This is a genomic window from Parasphingorhabdus sp. (genome assembly GCF_048267785.1).
Lineage (GTDB): Bacteria > Pseudomonadota > Alphaproteobacteria > Sphingomonadales > Sphingomonadaceae > Parasphingorhabdus.
Genome location: NZ_JBLWWU010000023.1, coordinates 1 through 15,230, shown reverse-complemented (window position 1 = coordinate 15,230; position 15,230 = coordinate 1). Strand labels below are relative to the sequence as shown.

The 15,230-nt window shown below is 57.4% G+C and carries 15 protein-coding genes; 5 read left to right on the top strand and 10 right to left on the bottom strand.

The window, feature by feature from the left end:
* Positions 1-113 precede the first annotated feature (113 nt).
* Together ACN0VD_RS15470 and ACN0VD_RS15465 are read left to right on the top strand one after the other, a co-directional pair.
* Positions 114-2,279 (top strand): molybdopterin-containing oxidoreductase family protein, encoded by a 2,166-nt coding sequence (locus ACN0VD_RS15470; protein ID WP_417595868.1) that lies wholly within the window; start codon positions 114-116, stop codon positions 2,277-2,279.
* 53 nt (positions 2,280-2,332) lie between these two features.
* On the top strand, positions 2,333-2,980 hold the full coding sequence (locus ACN0VD_RS15465; protein WP_417595866.1) for a TetR/AcrR family transcriptional regulator: 648 nt from the start codon (positions 2,333-2,335) through the stop codon (positions 2,978-2,980).
* Here the strand turns inward: ACN0VD_RS15465 and ACN0VD_RS15460 are convergent.
* The 6 genes from ACN0VD_RS15460 to ACN0VD_RS15435 form a co-directional block, all read right to left on the bottom strand.
* Positions 2,957-4,120 carry a thiolase C-terminal domain-containing protein gene (locus tag ACN0VD_RS15460; protein ID WP_417595864.1) on the bottom strand — a complete coding sequence of 388 codons (1,164 nt, stop codon included), beginning with the start codon at positions 4,118-4,120 and terminating at the stop codon, positions 2,957-2,959. The two genes, ACN0VD_RS15465 and ACN0VD_RS15460, sit on opposite strands and share 24 nt — an antisense overlap.
* Positions 4,117-4,527: a Zn-ribbon domain-containing OB-fold protein gene (locus ACN0VD_RS15455; protein ID WP_417595862.1), complete on the bottom strand. Its 411-nt coding sequence runs from the start codon at positions 4,525-4,527 to the stop codon at positions 4,117-4,119. The genes ACN0VD_RS15460 and ACN0VD_RS15455 overlap by 4 nt, the downstream gene beginning before the upstream one ends.
* Entirely contained in the window at positions 4,527-5,732 is a 1,206-nt protein-coding gene (locus ACN0VD_RS15450) for a cytochrome P450 (protein ID WP_417595860.1), read from the bottom strand. Before ACN0VD_RS15450 ends, ACN0VD_RS15455 begins: the two co-directional genes overlap by 1 nt.
* An 11-nt stretch (positions 5,733-5,743) precedes the next feature.
* Positions 5,744-7,240, bottom strand: a complete 1,497-nt coding sequence (locus ACN0VD_RS15445) for an AMP-binding protein (protein WP_417595858.1) — start codon at positions 7,238-7,240, stop codon at positions 5,744-5,746.
* A gap of 27 nt (positions 7,241-7,267) precedes the next feature.
* On the bottom strand, positions 7,268-8,458 hold the full coding sequence (locus ACN0VD_RS15440) for an aromatic ring-hydroxylating oxygenase subunit alpha (protein ID WP_417595856.1): 1,191 nt from the start codon (positions 8,456-8,458) through the stop codon (positions 7,268-7,270).
* Between the two features lie 61 nt (positions 8,459-8,519).
* Positions 8,520-8,840, bottom strand: a complete 321-nt coding sequence (locus tag ACN0VD_RS15435) for a 2Fe-2S iron-sulfur cluster-binding protein (protein ID WP_417595854.1) — start codon at positions 8,838-8,840, stop codon at positions 8,520-8,522.
* An 80-nt stretch (positions 8,841-8,920) separates the two neighbouring features.
* Here ACN0VD_RS15435 and ACN0VD_RS15430 point away from each other — a divergent pair, with 80 nt between their 5' ends.
* Complete coding sequence (locus ACN0VD_RS15430; protein WP_417595852.1) at positions 8,921-10,513, top strand: GMC family oxidoreductase; 1,593 nt, start codon at positions 8,921-8,923, stop codon at positions 10,511-10,513.
* A 79-nt stretch (positions 10,514-10,592) separates the two neighbouring features.
* Here the strand turns inward: ACN0VD_RS15430 and ACN0VD_RS15425 are convergent, their stop codons facing one another.
* The 4 genes from ACN0VD_RS15425 to ACN0VD_RS15410 form a co-directional block, all read right to left on the bottom strand.
* Positions 10,593-11,135: a carboxymuconolactone decarboxylase family protein gene (locus ACN0VD_RS15425; RefSeq protein ID WP_417595850.1), complete on the bottom strand. Its 543-nt coding sequence runs from the start codon at positions 11,133-11,135 to the stop codon at positions 10,593-10,595.
* Between the two features lies 1 nt (position 11,136).
* On the bottom strand, positions 11,137-12,579 hold the full coding sequence (locus ACN0VD_RS15420; RefSeq protein ID WP_417595848.1) for an aldehyde dehydrogenase family protein: 1,443 nt from the start codon (positions 12,577-12,579) through the stop codon (positions 11,137-11,139).
* 311 nt (positions 12,580-12,890) lie between these two features.
* Positions 12,891-13,889, bottom strand: a complete 999-nt coding sequence (locus tag ACN0VD_RS15415; protein WP_417595846.1) for a hypothetical protein — start codon at positions 13,887-13,889, stop codon at positions 12,891-12,893.
* 166 nt (positions 13,890-14,055) lie between these two features.
* Positions 14,056-14,310, bottom strand: a complete 255-nt coding sequence (locus tag ACN0VD_RS15410) for a hypothetical protein (protein ID WP_417595844.1) — start codon at positions 14,308-14,310, stop codon at positions 14,056-14,058.
* Between the two features lie 219 nt (positions 14,311-14,529).
* Here ACN0VD_RS15410 and ACN0VD_RS15405 point away from each other — a divergent pair, with 219 nt between their 5' ends.
* Both ACN0VD_RS15405 and ACN0VD_RS15400 read left to right on the top strand, forming a co-directional pair.
* A complete protein-coding gene (locus tag ACN0VD_RS15405) occupies positions 14,530-14,778 on the top strand; it encodes a DUF3489 domain-containing protein (protein WP_417595842.1) in 249 nt (82 codons plus the stop codon).
* Positions 14,775-15,230 (top strand): DUF2924 domain-containing protein (locus ACN0VD_RS15400; protein WP_417595840.1); only part of this gene is annotated, 456 nt, incomplete at its 3' end. The genes ACN0VD_RS15405 and ACN0VD_RS15400, both read left to right, overlap by 4 nt.

Below are 15,230 nucleotides of genomic sequence, written 5' to 3'. Positions count from 1 at the left end.
TTGCAATAGAGAAATGAAAACTGGCATTTTATCTCGGAAAACCGGGCCATTGCCGTCACCGCAGCGATCGGGTTGAACAGAGTTTGGGCCGGCGACAGGACAAGGAAAAGCCGTTGAAACAGAGAAGCAGAATCGCAATCGAACCGGGCCAGGACGGTGATCACGTCACTTATTGTCGCATCTGCGAGGCGCTGTGCGGTATGGTGGCAACGGTGAAGGACGGCAAGATTGCCAAAATTCGCCCCGACCACGACAATCCGCATTCGCAAGGGCATATTTGCGTGAAAGGCCCAGCGCTCGCAGATATCGTCCATGATCAAGACCGTGTCACATTTCCGATGAAACGAGTCGGCGGGCCCGGGGAATTCGTCCGAACAAGCTGGGATGAAGCGCTCGGCGATATTGCACGGAGACTGACCTCGGTGCGGGATCAATACGGCCCGCAGGCTTTCGCCATGAACACCGGGAACCCGCCCAGCATGGGCTGGCCGAGCGCGATGGCGAATGCCCTGTTCCAGCAGGCCATGGGATGCACCAGGCATTATACGCCGGGATCGGAAGATATCGCGTCGCCGGTTCTGGCCACCGAATTGATGTTCGGCACCCATGCGTTCGTGTTTCCCGACCTGGTGGCGTGCGACCATCTGATTGTTTTCGGGTCCAATCCTCTGGTCAGCCATGGCTCGCTATTGATTGCACCGCGGTTTCGCGAGGATCTCGACGCGATTGCGAGCCGCGGGCGCGTCGTCGTTGTCGATCCGAGACGGACCGAAACCGCCCGCAAATATGAGCATGTCCCGGTCATCCCGGACAGCGATGTCTGGCTGATCGGGGCGCTGTTGCAGGTAATCGTCAGCGAGGGGCTGGAAGCGAAGCAATTTCTTGCGGAAAACTGCACCGGTTGGGAGGCTTTTGCCGAGGCGATCATATGGATCACCCCGGAAGTCGCCGAGTCGCGGTGCGGGATTGGGGCAGAAGCGATCCGCAAGCTTGCAAGGGATTTTGCGACTACGCCGAGATCAGCCGCGATGGGGCGCGTCGGCATCTGTCGCGGCAGCTATTCCACTCTGACCAATATTTTCCTCAATAGCCTGAATGTCATCGCGGGCAAATTTCACACAGCCGGTGGTGTGGGATGGGGGCATGGTGGTTCGGCGAAGGCGGAGCAGGTTCGCGGGATTGCGCCTGGCGCAGCGCTGGGGGGCCATCCCTCGCGGGTCAGCGGCCTGCCCAGCGTCTGGGGATCGCAGCCCAGCCTGACCTTGTTCGAGGAAATGACCACGCCCGGCGAGGGACAGATAAAATCGCTGATGGTGGTCGGCGCCAATCCGGTCATGTCGATGCCCAACGGACCCCGCCTGCCCGATGGATTTGCACAGCTGGAGCTGATGGTCGCGCTCGACCTTTACGTGAATGAAACGTCGCGGCACGCCGACTATATCCTGCCGGTGACCACCGCGCTCGAGCGCGCCGACATAAACCAGTTTTTCATGAACCACATGGTCCGGCCCTTTGCCCAATATGTCGATGCCGTCATTCCGCCGGTTGGCGACGCGCGAGGTGAATTCGATATTCTGAGCGAACTGGCCGAACGCATGGGCAAGGCAGACCAATATTTTACGAGAACTCCTTTTGAAATTGCGGATGCCGAACTGCGCGCCGGCGTCGAGGGACAGGACGGGCTGTCGCTAGAACGCCTCAAGGCCGAGACCCACGGCATCATGATCGAGCGCGGCAGATGGGCGTTTGATTTCAAGAAACGCATCGGGCACGCGGATCGCAAGATCCACCTGTGGTCCGACGTTTCGGCATCGGAAATCAAACGGCTGGCCGCCGCGCCCGAGCGTGACCGGAACGGCCTCCGGCTGATCAATCTGCGCAAGCTGCGATGCATCAACAGCTGGATGCACAATGTCGAGAAGCTGGTCCGCAACGATGAACCAAGGCTGCTGATCCACCCCGCCGATGCCGAGGATCGCCATATAGCCGACGGTTCCGCCGTCATCATGCGATCGCAATGGGGGGAGATCGAGGTGACGGTTAGCCTGACCGACGAGGTGCGCCGGGGCTGCGTCGCCTATCCGCACGGCTGGGGACATGCCGGGGGATGGAATCGCGCGAACCGTCAGCCGGGAGCGAATCTGAACGCGATCACTCCCTCGCAACCGGAAATGGCCGAACAGGTTTCCGGGATGAGCTGGCTGGAGGGATTTGAAATAGACCTGATAGTAGCGGCAGGCCCGCAACTCGCTGAACCCCTAATAGATCAAGCGCATTGACAATTTGCGGCTGGTAGGAAAACAGGATCGCTGGAAAACAAGGGGAAACAGGCTTGGCCCGTCCAAAAAAAGCATTGATAACACGCGAGACCGCCGTCCAGGCCGCGCTGGAAATTATTGAAGAACACGGTCTTTCGGACTTCAGCCTAGGCGCTGTGGCGAGGAAAATGGATGTCAAATCCCCGTCGCTCTACCACCATTTCCAGCACAAGGAGGATCTGCTGGAAGAGGTCGCGCGCGAGATTCTTTCGCTTGCCAAATTTGCAGAGGACGACTCCGGCGACTGGGAAGCAAGAACGATCCAGATCTGCCTGGACACCCGAAAGGCCTTGCTGCGCTATCCCAATGCGGCGCCTCTGATACTGCAGTTTTTTCCGCGTCATCTGATGCTCGGGGCTTACGAACGAACGGTGAAGGGCTATCCCGAAACCCGTGAGCTGCACATGGCGATGCTAGAGGCGATCGAGAAACTCACTTATGGTTCGGCGCTGTTCCAGGCCGCCGCGCTCGCCAACGGGTCACCGAGCATGCCGGCATTTGTCGCGGACCGATATCCGAATCTGGCCGAATCGATAGCGGCCAACCCTTATGACGATGAACAGTTGTTCCTCGAAGCGTTGCGGACGTTGATCCTCGGTATTCGCGTTCGCACCGATGCAATGCGCGAGGACAAGCCGTCAATCGACACCGAAGATCGCTGAGCTGATGGTCGGCGAGCCCGGCCCTCCGGCCAGCAGGCAGGTCTTTGCATCAGGGACCGGGTTTACCGATTCACCGCGCAACTGACGGATTGCCTCGATCGCGCAGATAATCCCGTGGACGAAGCCATGGGCGAAATTGCCACCCGAAGTATTGACCGGCAGCTTGCCATGCGGCGCGACCAGATTTTCGAACCGGACAAATTCGGCGACATTGTCATAGGTGCAGAAGCCGTGATCGATCAGGGACGCCACGCCTTGGGCGCTGAAATTCTCATAGAGCTGCACCACATCAATGTCGGCGGGGGTCAACCCGGCCTGCTCGAACAATCTCTGTCTGATCGCCCGAAACCCCGTGGTGGCGTAGAGTTCGGCCGCGTCATTCTCCAGCAAATCGCCCCAGCCTTTTTCCGTTCCCTGAGCGGCCGACAGAAGCTGCACCGGTTTCTTGGCCAGATTCTTGGCAAGGTCCGAGGACACCATCAGCAACGCGCCCGCGCCATCATTTTCGCGGCTGCAATCGAACAGGCGAAACGGCTCCGCGACCCAGCGCGAGGTCCGGTAACTCTCGACATCGAGGTCCTTGCCATAAGCGACCGCATCCGGGTTGCGACTGCCGTGATAATAGGAGGCGCGGACCAGTTCCTCGCAGGTCGATTGTGGCACCCCGTGATATTCGAATAAGCGCTGGGCGCGCATCGCGCAGATCTGCGCCGGCGCGACCATTCCCGCGCCGACCATATGGTCGTTCAGATGGTGCGCCATCACCGCCTCTGCCAGGCGGCCGCTATTGCCCTCGACCAGCGCCCGGAAGATAACGACGGCATTCGCCTGGCCGGTGACGATGGCGGATGCCGCCAGCTGGAATGTCCCGGCGATACCGCCACCGCCACCGCCCCATACCTGGGTCGACAGCTTCAGCTCCTTGGTCCCCAGATCGGACATCAGCCGGACCGGTTCATTATGATCATCGCCATAGGACACGAAGCCGTCGATGTCCGCCGGGTCGAACCCGGCATCATCGCAGGCGTCGATTATCGCTCGCACCAGAACCCCCCGTTCGGGCAGGTCGGCAGTTCCGCGAGGATATTGGCGATAGCCGACACCGGCGACGGCCGTCTTCTTGAACAGGAATCCGGTCATAGGCTTTTGCTCCAGCGGAGAGCCGGCATGTCTCTGTCCCGGAATTTCATGGTTTCGACATGGCCCTCGAGCGGATCCCCGATGGCGATCTCCCCCTCGGCCTGACCCAGAATTCCTATCAGCCGGACGGGCACGGCGTCGAGCGTGACGAGCACGGAGGTGAACGGCTTGTCGATCGATTCCGTGCCGCCGAACGGGTGATGGGTTCGCGTCCAGGAAAAGACCGTGCCGACCAGCGGCTGCCTTTTCCAGTCATGCTGCCAGCTGCCGCATTCTCCGCAGCGAAAGACCGCAGGCCAGTGCCAGCGACCGCAGCCGGCGCATTGCGGCAATTCCAGATGCCCCTCGCGCAACGCGTTCCAATAGCGCCCTTCTGCCCCGACCGGGGCTGTCGCTGTTTCGACCATCAGTCGACGGTCCACGAAATCGGCAGGCTTTCGATTGCGAAGACCGTTCCGATACGGAAGCCATGCTTCATTCCCGGTTTCGCCTGGAATTGTGGAACCCGTTTCAGCCACTCTTCCGCCAGTACCCGCATCTCGGCCCGTGCCAGCGCGTGGCCGAGACACAAATGGGGTCCGGTCGAGAAATTGAGATGCGGTTTGTCCTTGCGGTCGATATCGAATATATTTGGATTTTCGATCTTGTGGTCATCCCGACCTGTCTGACATAAAAGATTCAAAACCATCTCCCCTTTGCGGAATGCGACGCCAAAAGCCTCATGGTCCTTCACCACCAGACGCGGGGTGCCGATGACCCCGAACATTCTCAAACCCTCTTCGGCAAATTGCGGAATAAGCGACGGGTCATCCGCAAGCCTTTTCTGCAGGGCCTGATCGGTTGCCAGATATTGGAAACTGAAGCCCGTGACATTGGTGACCGTGTCCATTCCGCCCAGAAACAGCACAAAGCACATGGCCAGGATTTCCTCGTCGGTGATATCCCGATCTGCGATCTTGACGGTCAGCAGATGGCTCATCAGGTCGTCTTCCGGGTTGTTACGACGCAATTCCATGAGCTCGGTGAAGATCGCAAAAATCTGGCCTGATACAGCCTGCAATTCTTCATTGGTTCTTGCGTTAAAATAAGTGTCGGCAATGCTCCGGAATTCGCGCAATTTGTCGAGCGGCAACCCCATGAGTTCCATGAACACCGATACAGGAAACCGTGAGGCGACATCGGCAATGAAATCACATTCGCCGGCTGCCGCAACGTCCTCGATGATCCTCACCGCCATCTCACGCATTTTCGGTTCCATATCTGCAACCGCTCGTGGAGAAAATCGGGGCATCAAGGCATGGCGATAGGGGACATTTTCCGGGGGATCGATCGACAGTGGAATCATGAAGGGCGGGTTTTCGACCCGCGGTATCTGCATTTCCCTGGCAGAGAATACCTCCGGATTCTTGACGATCTCGGCAGTAATATCATATCTCTGGACGATCCAATGGCCGCCGTTGAGCGGCGTCCAGAATACATCCGGCGCATTTTCCAGCGCCCTGTTATAGGTGCCTTGCACATCGTCCCCGATGCGGGGATCGGCGTAGATGTCGAACACGAACACCTGGTCGGGGTGAATGTGGGCCGGAATGTCATGTGTCTTTGTTGCCATCAAACTCTCCTTCAACGCACCTTGCGGAGTTCCCGGTGGGCGTTTTTGTATTTCTCCCGTAATGTCGGCTTGTCGAGCTTGCCCGTGGCAAGCCGGGGCAAAGGTCCCTCTTCGATCGCCACATAGCGGGGCACTTTAAAGTCGGCGAGCCGGCCGTTGCAATGTTCGATAAGGGCAGGGATTTCGAGCCCGCCCTCGCTCCAGACAATGGCCATCGGCGTTTCCTCGAACTTTTCATCCTTGGCGGCGATGACGACCGCCTCCTCGACGCCCGGAAATTCGAGCAGTGCTCGCTCGATTTCCGCCGCCGATATATTCAGCCCGCCCGAGACGATAATATCCTTCACTCGATCCACAAAAGTGATCAGGCCGCGTTCGTCGATTGTCCCAATGTCGCCGGTATGCAGCCAGCCATTACGGATCGTCGCTGCGGTCTGCTCGAGATTGTTCCAGTATCCCAGCATCACCGACGGCCCCTGGATCAGTATTTCGCCTTCGGTGTTCGGCGGCACCTCGTGGCCGTTTTCATCGACGACCTTGTGCTTCATGAATATTCCGCCCCATCCGCATTTCTCGGGGTCACTCGCGGCAAAGGCCACCGGATTGACCGTCGAATTGCCGCCGGCTTCGGTCTGGCCATAGGTCTGCCGAATATGCAGGCCTTTGCTGGCCCAAAGGTCATATAATTTGCGGGTGACGCGGGCACCACCGGCAGAGACCGTTTTCAGGCTGGACAGGTCCGCGTCCGCAAAGCGCGGCAGTGCACCGATACGCTCAAAAAAGGCCGGAGCACCGGCAAAGTTTACGATCGGCTCCTTGATGAGGATATCGAGGAACAGTTCCGCGTCGAATAGCGGTTCGAAATAGAGCGTGCAGCCGAGCACCGAATAGTGGACGAGCTGGACCATGCCGGCCGATGTGGCGAGAGGCGCTACGATGATCACGCCGCCGCCATCGCGCAGCGCCCCGTCCTCAAGGGCATTGGCCATCGCATAGGCCGTCATGGTGCGATGGGAGAACATCACGCCTTTCGGCTTTGCCGTGGATCCGCTGGTGGAGATGATCACCACACAGTCATCGGGATCAAGGTAGCAAGCGACATCTGCCGGCTCACCTTGTCTCAGAGCCGCTATTTCCGAAAAATCATGAAGGGGAACGCCCGTTCCAGAGAATTTTTCAGCTTGTTCTTCGGCGGCAAAGATCAGTCGCGGCGCATGATCTTCAACAATCTCCCGGAGCTCATGAGCGGTGAAGCGCGCATTCAGCGGCGCAATTATTGCGCCGGCGCGCATGGCAGCCATTGCCAATGTGCAATATTCCAGGCTGTTGGCACCGCAGGCGTCGACCCTGTCCCCCTTTTCAACACCCATTTTGAGCAATTGGGCCGCGACCCTTTCGATCCAGGGCACCCATTCACCATAGCTGATATTGTCACCGCCGAGCGAGAGCGCCGTCACATCGGTCCGGCTTTTTTGCCACCACTGCAAGGCACTGAAAATGGTTTGCACGCGAAAAACTCTCCCAGGTTGTTTTGATTATTGTTGTGGTAGACAGCTTTCCAGAATGTCATAATAACGTGGGATTGTCTCCTCGAGGCCGGAATAGACGACCTCGTCAAGCGCGCCGCTTTCCAATCCGGCTTGCGACATTTGTGCGGCCCAGAAATCTTCATTGCCGAACACGTCCACAATCATGTCATAGGATTTTTTGTACAGTTCCTTCGCCTTTTCATTGTCGTCAGGCGAACGGGTCAGCATGAAATATTGGACGGTCGTTCTGTTGACCGCTGTGGGCATCAGAAACATCACGCTGATATAATAGGGGCTGGTAACCACCACGCCATTCGGGAATATATTATAGGCGTGGGTAACCGACTTGTGGATATTCTCGTTCGGGATATCCAGGCAGTCGGGGGTATAGTTGAGCTTCCCCGAAATCTGCCGGATATTGACGCCGAGAACATCCGTCACATTGGGCACATCCGCGAACAGAGGCCCTACTGTTTTCGCGTGCAGCCGTTGGACGTGATAGCCTTCCAGAAATGGCTCAAGTACACACTTCCAGTTGGCGTCGAGATGGAAAGTCTTGCGCCCGTAAATATATGCGCTGTCGATATCGAATGCTGCCATGTCGGCGACAAGCTGCTCATCCATGCTTGAAAAATCGGGCTCCGCATGCCGGTCGAGCATGGCCCAGATAAATCCGCCGGCTTCCCGAGACGGAAGTTCGGCCAGATTGTGCTTGGACTTGTCAAAATTCTCGAACGTCTCGGATCGCGCTGCCGCCAGAAGCTTGCCATCAATGCCATATGTCCAGGCATGGTAGGGACAAGTAATTCGTCCCTTTTTGACAGGATCGCATCCTTCCAGCAATTTTGCACCTTTGTGCATGCAGGCATTGAGAAAGACGTGGACTTCACCCTTTTTGTCCCGGCTCACCAGCAGCGGAATGCCGTAGCCGTCATGTGCAAACACCGTATCCGGCTCGCCCACCATCATCGACAGGGTCAGGGGAACGGCTCGCTTCCTGAAGATATGCCGCTGCTCGAGATCATAGAATTCCTGGCCGGTAAACATCGAAACTGGCCTGGTGGCCTCGATTTTCGGGACGCGTGCATTATCGTGCGAGGATATTTTGCGGATAGCCGTCTGCTGGCTGTCCGTCAGCATGTTGATCGTCTGCACGAGCGGTTTGCTTGTCATTTCCTCAAGCGCGGGTTTGGTCATGGGCTTCCCTTTAACATTGCCTCGCAGAGACTATCAGAGCATTAATCTACAATCAATAGGTTTATAGCTGCGCTTCCGGTACTGACACCCGCATGCCTTCCATTTCCGCCACGACCGGTATCTGGCAGGAAAGCCGGGACGTTTCGCGCGGAAACAGCGAGAATTCAATAAGATCGCCTTCGATTTCGGAAGGGTCTTCGAGTCGCTGGTACCAGTCTGGCTCAAGATAAACCTGACACGTGCCACAGGCCATCGACCCGTCGCATTGGGCTACGACACCGGCGACTCCTCCATTCTTGGCTGCTCGCATCAATGGTTCACCGACTTCGGCATCCACCGTGATTTCCTCGCCATCGGCTTCGACAAAAACTATTTCCACCATCGGTTCGATTCCTGATCCAAACAATTGCGTACTCTATTAATCTATGGCAGTTAGGTTTATAAAAGCAAGGGAGAGAATTTTTGACCGAGTATAATTATATTATCGTGGGATCAGGTGCTGCTGGTTGCGTGCTCGCCTATCGTCTCTCGGAACGGCCGGAAAACAGGGTGCTGCTGCTCGAGGCCGGACCGCGCGACAAGAATCCCCTGATACACATGCCAAAGGGCATCGCCAAGGTCATGGCCGACCCGAACCATATCTGGGCGCATGAAAGCAAGCCGGAAGCCTCGACCGCGAACAAGTCCGAATATTGGGCAAGAGGCCGGGTGCTGGGCGGCTCGACGTCGATCAACGGCATGATGTATGTTCGCGGCATGCCCGCCGATTTTGCCTCGTTGGCGGAACAGACCAGCGAAGACTGGAACTGGCAGCATATCGGCCAGGCTTATTCGGAACTCGAAAATCACGAACTCGGCGCCTCCGAGACTCGCGGCGACAAGGGACCCATTCATATCACCCTGCCCACGCATCGCGACCGCCTCTCCGAGGCCCAGGTAGCCGCCGGCCACGCGCTGGGCTGGGCCAGCAAGCGCGACATGAACGAACCCGACGACAGCGTGGCCATCGGCTACGCCCCCCGCACAGTGCATAAGGGCAAGCGCGAAAGCGCCGCCAAGGCCTTTCTGCGCCCGGCGATGGCGCGCAGCAATTTGACCGTCATAACTGACGCTGTCGTCGATCGCGTGCTGTTCGAAGATAAGAAGGCAATCGGGGTGGCTGCAATCGTCTCGGGCCGTCCGGAGGAATTCGGGGTCGATGGAGAAGTTATCCTGTCCGGCGGCGCTCTGGCAACACCCTCCATTCTGGAACGTTCGGGAATTGGCGATCCCGAAATTCTTGAGCCGCTTGGGATCAAGATGGTGCATGCAAATCCTTCGGTCGGTGAGAATCTGATCGAGCATCGCGCCATATTGATTCAGTCTCGACTCAATGAGAATATATCCCACAACAAGCAATATGGTGGCCTGCGTGTGGTCTGGCACGCGCTGAAATATTTTCTCGGCTTCGACGGGCTGATGTCGGCGGCATCCTACGAAATCGTCGGCTGGCTGAAGACCGATTCCGGCCAGAACCGGCCCAACGCACAGATCCTCGTCGCTCCCTTCAGCTTCAACATGGAGGACCGTACGCAGATCGAGGATATTCCCGGCATGCATGTCTGCGCCTACACGCTGCGACCCAGTTCAAGGGGACGCATCCATATCGAAAGCACCGACCCCAACCAGGCCGCCCGTATTGAGGCCAACCACCACGCGACCGACAAGGACAAGAAGGAGATGGTGGCCCTGGTCAGGGCGGTCAGAAAATATCTGGCGACCGAACCGCTGGCAGGGCTCATCGCCGAGGAAACGTCGCCCGGCCCCGAATATCAGTCCGACGAACAGATATTGTCCGCCTATGACAAATTCGGCACCTGCGGATATCACGCGGTTGGCAGTTGCCGCATGGGCAATGATGAGACCTCGGTCATCGACCCCCAGACCCGCGTTCGCGGCGTGGCCAATCTGCGGATCATGGATACGTCGGCGATGCCGGCGATCCCGTCCGGTAATACCAATGGCCCGACCATGGCCATGGCCTGGCGTGCGGCGGACATCATTCAGGCGGGATGAGCAACTGGGCCGGGCGCTGCGCTGCGTTAGGCAAGCTTGCGATATAGCGCCTAGTCCTTGCCGATATCCTGGATAGCGCCTAGTCCTTGCCGATATCCTGGATGGCCAGCGGCGGCGTGTCCTCGATTTCTATCTGGAGGCTGCGCAAATAGCCGGCGGTCATGATATAGAAGCCGGCGACGATGGTCAGTTCGACCAGTTGTGCTGGCGTGAAAACTTTCGTTGCCGCCATCATTGCCGCTTCGCTGGCGCTTGCATCGCGATGAATCTCCTCCGCGACACGCAACGCTACCTGCTGGTCGTGCGGGAGAACCGAAATGTCCTCGCGCTCGATCGCCGCGATCTGATCGTCGGGCATGCCGATGCTCCGGGCAACGCTGACATGCTGATGCCATTCATATTCGCTGCCGCACAGCTGGCCGATCCGCAATATCACCGCTTCCCGGACAAGTGGATCCAGCGTGCCCTTCAGCAAAATCGTTGTGCCCAGGCGCGCATAGGCTTCCATCAGCGGCTCATTGTGACTCATCATCCGCGTGACATTGAGTCCGCCCAGCCTTTTCAGCCGGTCCTTCAACTCGTCGGACTGCGCTGACGGGTCTGGAAAGGGAATGAACGCCATATCAGGCCGCCACTTCTTTTGAGGCTGCGCTGCCAAGGATCGCTTTCACCTCGAGAAAGCTCTCGAAGCCGTGGTCTCCCCATTCCCGGCCATTGCCTGACATCTTGTAGCCTCCAAAGGGCGCCATGCCGTCGGGGTGCGGGCTGTTGATCAGCACCTGACCCACCCGAAGTCGCGACGCCACATCGTTGACCTGATCGCTGTCGCGACCCTGAATATAGCCCGCCAGTCCATAAGGTGTGTCGTTGGCGATTGCGATTGCCTCGTCGACATCCTCATAACCCAGCACACAAAGAACCGGTCCGAATATTTCCTCTTGGGCCACCGCCATGTCGTTGGTGACATGACTGAAGACCGTCGGTCGCACGAAATATCCTCTGGCCAGATCATCGGGTCGCCCCGGCCCGCCGACGGCAAGCGTCGCGCCTTCCGCCATGCCTTTCTCGATCAACGCCTGAATACGGTCATATTGGCGTTTTGAGACTACGGGGCCGACATCCGGATTGGTCTTTGGATCGCCCTGCCGAATTGATGCGCCAACCGTCGCAAGGTGGTTCGCGACTTCCGCCATGGCAGCGTTCGGTACCAGCATGCGGGTCGGCGCATTGCAGGATTGGCCGGCGTTGGAAATGACGGACCGGAAACATGCTTCTGCGGCTAGCTCCATGTCGGCATCGGGGAGGATGACAAAGGCGGATTTTCCGCCAAGCTCCTGATGCACACGTTTCACGGTGGGAGCGGCAGCTCTTGCAACCTCGATTCCGGCTCCCGTCGATCCGGTAAAGGAAACCATGTCGACTTCGGGATGCGAGGCAAGAGCCTCTCCGACTTCCGGGCCGGTCCCCTGGATCATGTTGAAGACCCCGGCAGGAACGCCGGCCTTGTCAAAGACCTCTGTCCATATCTGGGCGGAAAAGGGCGAATATTCGGATGGCTTGAGCACCATCGTGCAACCGGTGGCCAGCGCCGGTGCGACCTTCGCGGCGATCTGATTGATCGGCCAGTTCCACGGCGTGATCAGCGCGCAAACCCCGATCGGTTCATAAGCCAGCGTGGACCCCCCGCGTTCTCGCCTAAAGGCAAAATCCTCCAGCACCTTCTGGGCAATTTTCAAATGGATGTGCCCGATCCTGGCGTGTAAATCCTTCGCCAGTTTCGAAGGGGCCCCCATTTCTTCCGTAATGGCGTCTGCCAGATCGTCGATCCGGACGCGATACTCTTCCAGGATCGCATCTATCAATTCCACCCGCTCGGCCTTGTCTGTGCGAGAAAATGAGGCGAAGGCATTACGTGCGGCCCGAACCGCACGGTCGGCATCGACGGCATTGCCCATTGCAATCTCCCCTGCGACTTCCTCGGTCGCGGGATTGATCACGGCAAAGGATCCGGCACCGGCCGGCGCAACCCACTCGCCATCTATGTAGAATTTGTTCGACTGCCGCATGATTCTGTCTTTCTCTTTACCTATTACTCATAGGTTATAGAAGTTCGACAGCTTTGTCACGCAGGCTTTGTGGACGCGACGACCGGCTTTCGAGTCTTGAAGGCGCGAAATTAGGGCGGATGCTGCCATCGCGATGTGAAACAACTCCATGTCCGCATGTCACCGATGATTTTCTATGAGCAGACATTCTGCTGTCCGCCCAATTGTTGATTGTCTGAAATGGGCCCCAATTTCGAACATTGGCGGGCAGTGAACCGCCACCGGAAAGCGGACCTATTTATGGGCAGCTATATGGGCAGCTGGCGCTATATTCATTTAGGCCGAGCGATTATCGAAATTACGGCGACGGTTGACGAGGTTGCTTCGAGGCATAGGGCCGCAAGCTGTTGGTTTGCGGTGCGCCGATGCTGCAGCGCGAGCGCCAACCGAAGCGATGCTTTGGCGTGAGCGCGGACCTCTTCTTTGCTGGCACCGCCGAAGGCGAATGCGATGAATGCGCCGATCATCCGGTTGGCATCGGTTTCGCTGGGTTTGACTCCATCGGGTGATGAATGAACAAGCGGGTCAAAGACTGCTTGCCCAAGCGATATGAGCACTTCCCGGCACAACAATCCAATTTGTTGAAAATCTTCTTCGACTGAAGATAGGCCAAGTTGCGTCCGCGCCTTCGACAAAGCGCGATCGACGCGTTCCCATCCGGTGGCTTCCCGCTCCGGCAAAGGCATCGAAGATCGTTTCGCCAGAGTTTCGATCGCAGGGCCGAAAAGCTGACGCGCATAAAGTCGGCGATCTTTCCATTGTGGAAGTTCTTTATCCCAATGGTGATACCATGCCCATAAGTCGTCATGCGGGTTAGCGTATCGAGAATCGGCGGGCATGCGCTCGCGAATACGAACTTCGCGCGCACGGTAGTAATCGTTCACTTCCTGAATTCGTTGTCCGCCTGTTGATACGTCTATCATCATTTCGCGATGAATCAGCATTTCGGCGAGCAAAGCAGGCACGCCTTCAACTTCACGTTTCACGGTCTGAACGTCTAAATCGAATGAGCCGTCACGTCCCCATCCATTGGCAATCGCGTCGGCAACGCGCTTTCGATCGGTTTCATCAAGCTTCCGAAGAGCTTCGTCAATCGGTTGCGGTGCGACGACGACGGCGTATTCATTCGGCATATTGGAAAACCAATCGTCATCAACGAAACCGCCTTTGGTTTCTTGAATCGTAATAGAACATTCGCCCAAAAGCGTCGATAGTTCGAAGCGTTGAAGACTTTCGAGGAATTTTCGCGCCGTTGTCAAAGCATCATCCATAACTATATCATTGGACATGCAGGCACCCAATGTAAACTTTATCCCATACGAAAGGAAGAATGACGGTAATTGCTCCGCTCAGAGCGAAGCGCATACCGGTTTTTTGGTTGATCGTGCATGAAATCGACAGTCCGCTACCGGCCACTAGGCGTCATGCCGCACTAATTTATTTTACTACCTGACTTCCCGCGCTGCCGATCCACCAGCGCTGCCCGACCCCAAACCTACCGAGCAAATCACGGCTAACTGCAAGATGACAGTCGCGTGCGATAATTCGCCACTTGTCGACGGCTTGCCGGTGCCGGCTGTGGTTGGTGAGATGATTGTCCATGCGCGCAGTCTCGTCGCGAAATTCGACACGGTTCAGCGCATGAATAGAATCACTGACCGCGCTGTGTTTCAGCGAGATGATCAATTTCATCGTCGAGATCTGACATGCCGCAACAATGCTCCGATCCGCGGGAAGTCGACATGCAGCTTGTAAAATTCAGCCGATAATCCACTGGACTTCGGTGTTCGTTCGAGCATTGCTGTTGGTATTGCAACTAGCAGATGCGACGCGCCGCCCACGCTAACAAGCGACCCGCGGCTCGGGTCAGTGGAAGCGCTGGAACCTCCAGCGCCAGGCTGGAGACCCAATATGCCAAGCAAAAAACCAAAAGACCAAAGTAAATCCGCCACAGTTATCGCTCTGCTAAACCGAGGCAAGGGTGCGAGCATTGAAGAGATATGCAAAGCTACCAAATGGCAAAAGCACAGCGCCCGTGCCTTCCTGACAGGCCTACGCAAAAAGGGCCTTGTTATCACCCGCGAACAACGCGACGAGGACGGCACCGCTTACCGGATTGCCCAGACGGCTGACCAGAATGCAGGAGCGGAAGCATCATGACCGGGCTGGAAAAGCAGCTGGCCGAGCTGATGACCATGCGCCCTACCCAGCTGCGTTCGCTGTGGCGCGACACATATCGATCGCCTGCTCCCGACATTGGCCCGGACCTGCTGCGCCGCGGTATAGCAAACCGCCTGCAGGAGCGTGTTCACGGCAAATTGCCCAATGCCACTAGGCGCGAGATCGATCGACTGCGCAAACGCGTGGAGCGTACCGGCAAGGCCGGGCATATGCATGCCATCTCCCTGAAGACCGGAACCAGGCTGGTCCGGTCATGGAACGGCAAAAGCTATCATGTGCTGGTCTGCGATGACGGTTTTGAGTTTGAAGGCCGCCATTTTGACAGCCTCAGCCATATCGCCCGGAAGATCACCGGTGCCCACTGGTCCGGTCCCCGTTTTTTCGGATTAAAGAAGCGGAGCGGATATAAATCCAAGGTCTTAACCAATGTC

Bases quoted from the DNA above. Each gene is read 5' to 3' on its own strand.
- ACN0VD_RS15410 (WP_417595844.1), bottom strand. From the start codon at position 14,310: ATGAAATTGATCATCTCGCTGAAACACAGCGCGGTCAGTGATTCTATT.
- ACN0VD_RS15405 (WP_417595842.1), top strand. From the start codon at position 14,530: ATGCCAAGCAAAAAACCAAAAGACCAAAGTAAATCCGCCACAGTTATC.
- ACN0VD_RS15460 (WP_417595864.1), bottom strand. From the start codon at position 4,120: ATGACCGGATTCCTGTTCAAGAAGACGGCCGTCGCCGGTGTCGGCTAT.
- ACN0VD_RS15440 (WP_417595856.1), bottom strand. From the start codon at position 8,458: ATGACCAAACCCGCGCTTGAGGAAATGACAAGCAAACCGCTCGTGCAG.
- ACN0VD_RS15455 (WP_417595862.1), bottom strand. From the start codon at position 4,527: ATGGTCGAAACAGCGACAGCCCCGGTCGGGGCAGAAGGGCGCTATTGG.
- ACN0VD_RS15435 (WP_417595854.1), bottom strand. From the start codon at position 8,840: ATGGTGGAAATAGTTTTTGTCGAAGCCGATGGCGAGGAAATCACGGTG.
- ACN0VD_RS15425 (WP_417595850.1), bottom strand. From the start codon at position 11,135: ATGGCGTTCATTCCCTTTCCAGACCCGTCAGCGCAGTCCGACGAGTTG.
- ACN0VD_RS15450 (WP_417595860.1), bottom strand. From the start codon at position 5,732: ATGGCAACAAAGACACATGACATTCCGGCCCACATTCACCCCGACCAG.
- ACN0VD_RS15420 (WP_417595848.1), bottom strand. From the start codon at position 12,579: ATGCGGCAGTCGAACAAATTCTACATAGATGGCGAGTGGGTTGCGCCG.
- ACN0VD_RS15415 (WP_417595846.1), bottom strand. From the start codon at position 13,889: ATGGATGATGCTTTGACAACGGCGCGAAAATTCCTCGAAAGTCTTCAA.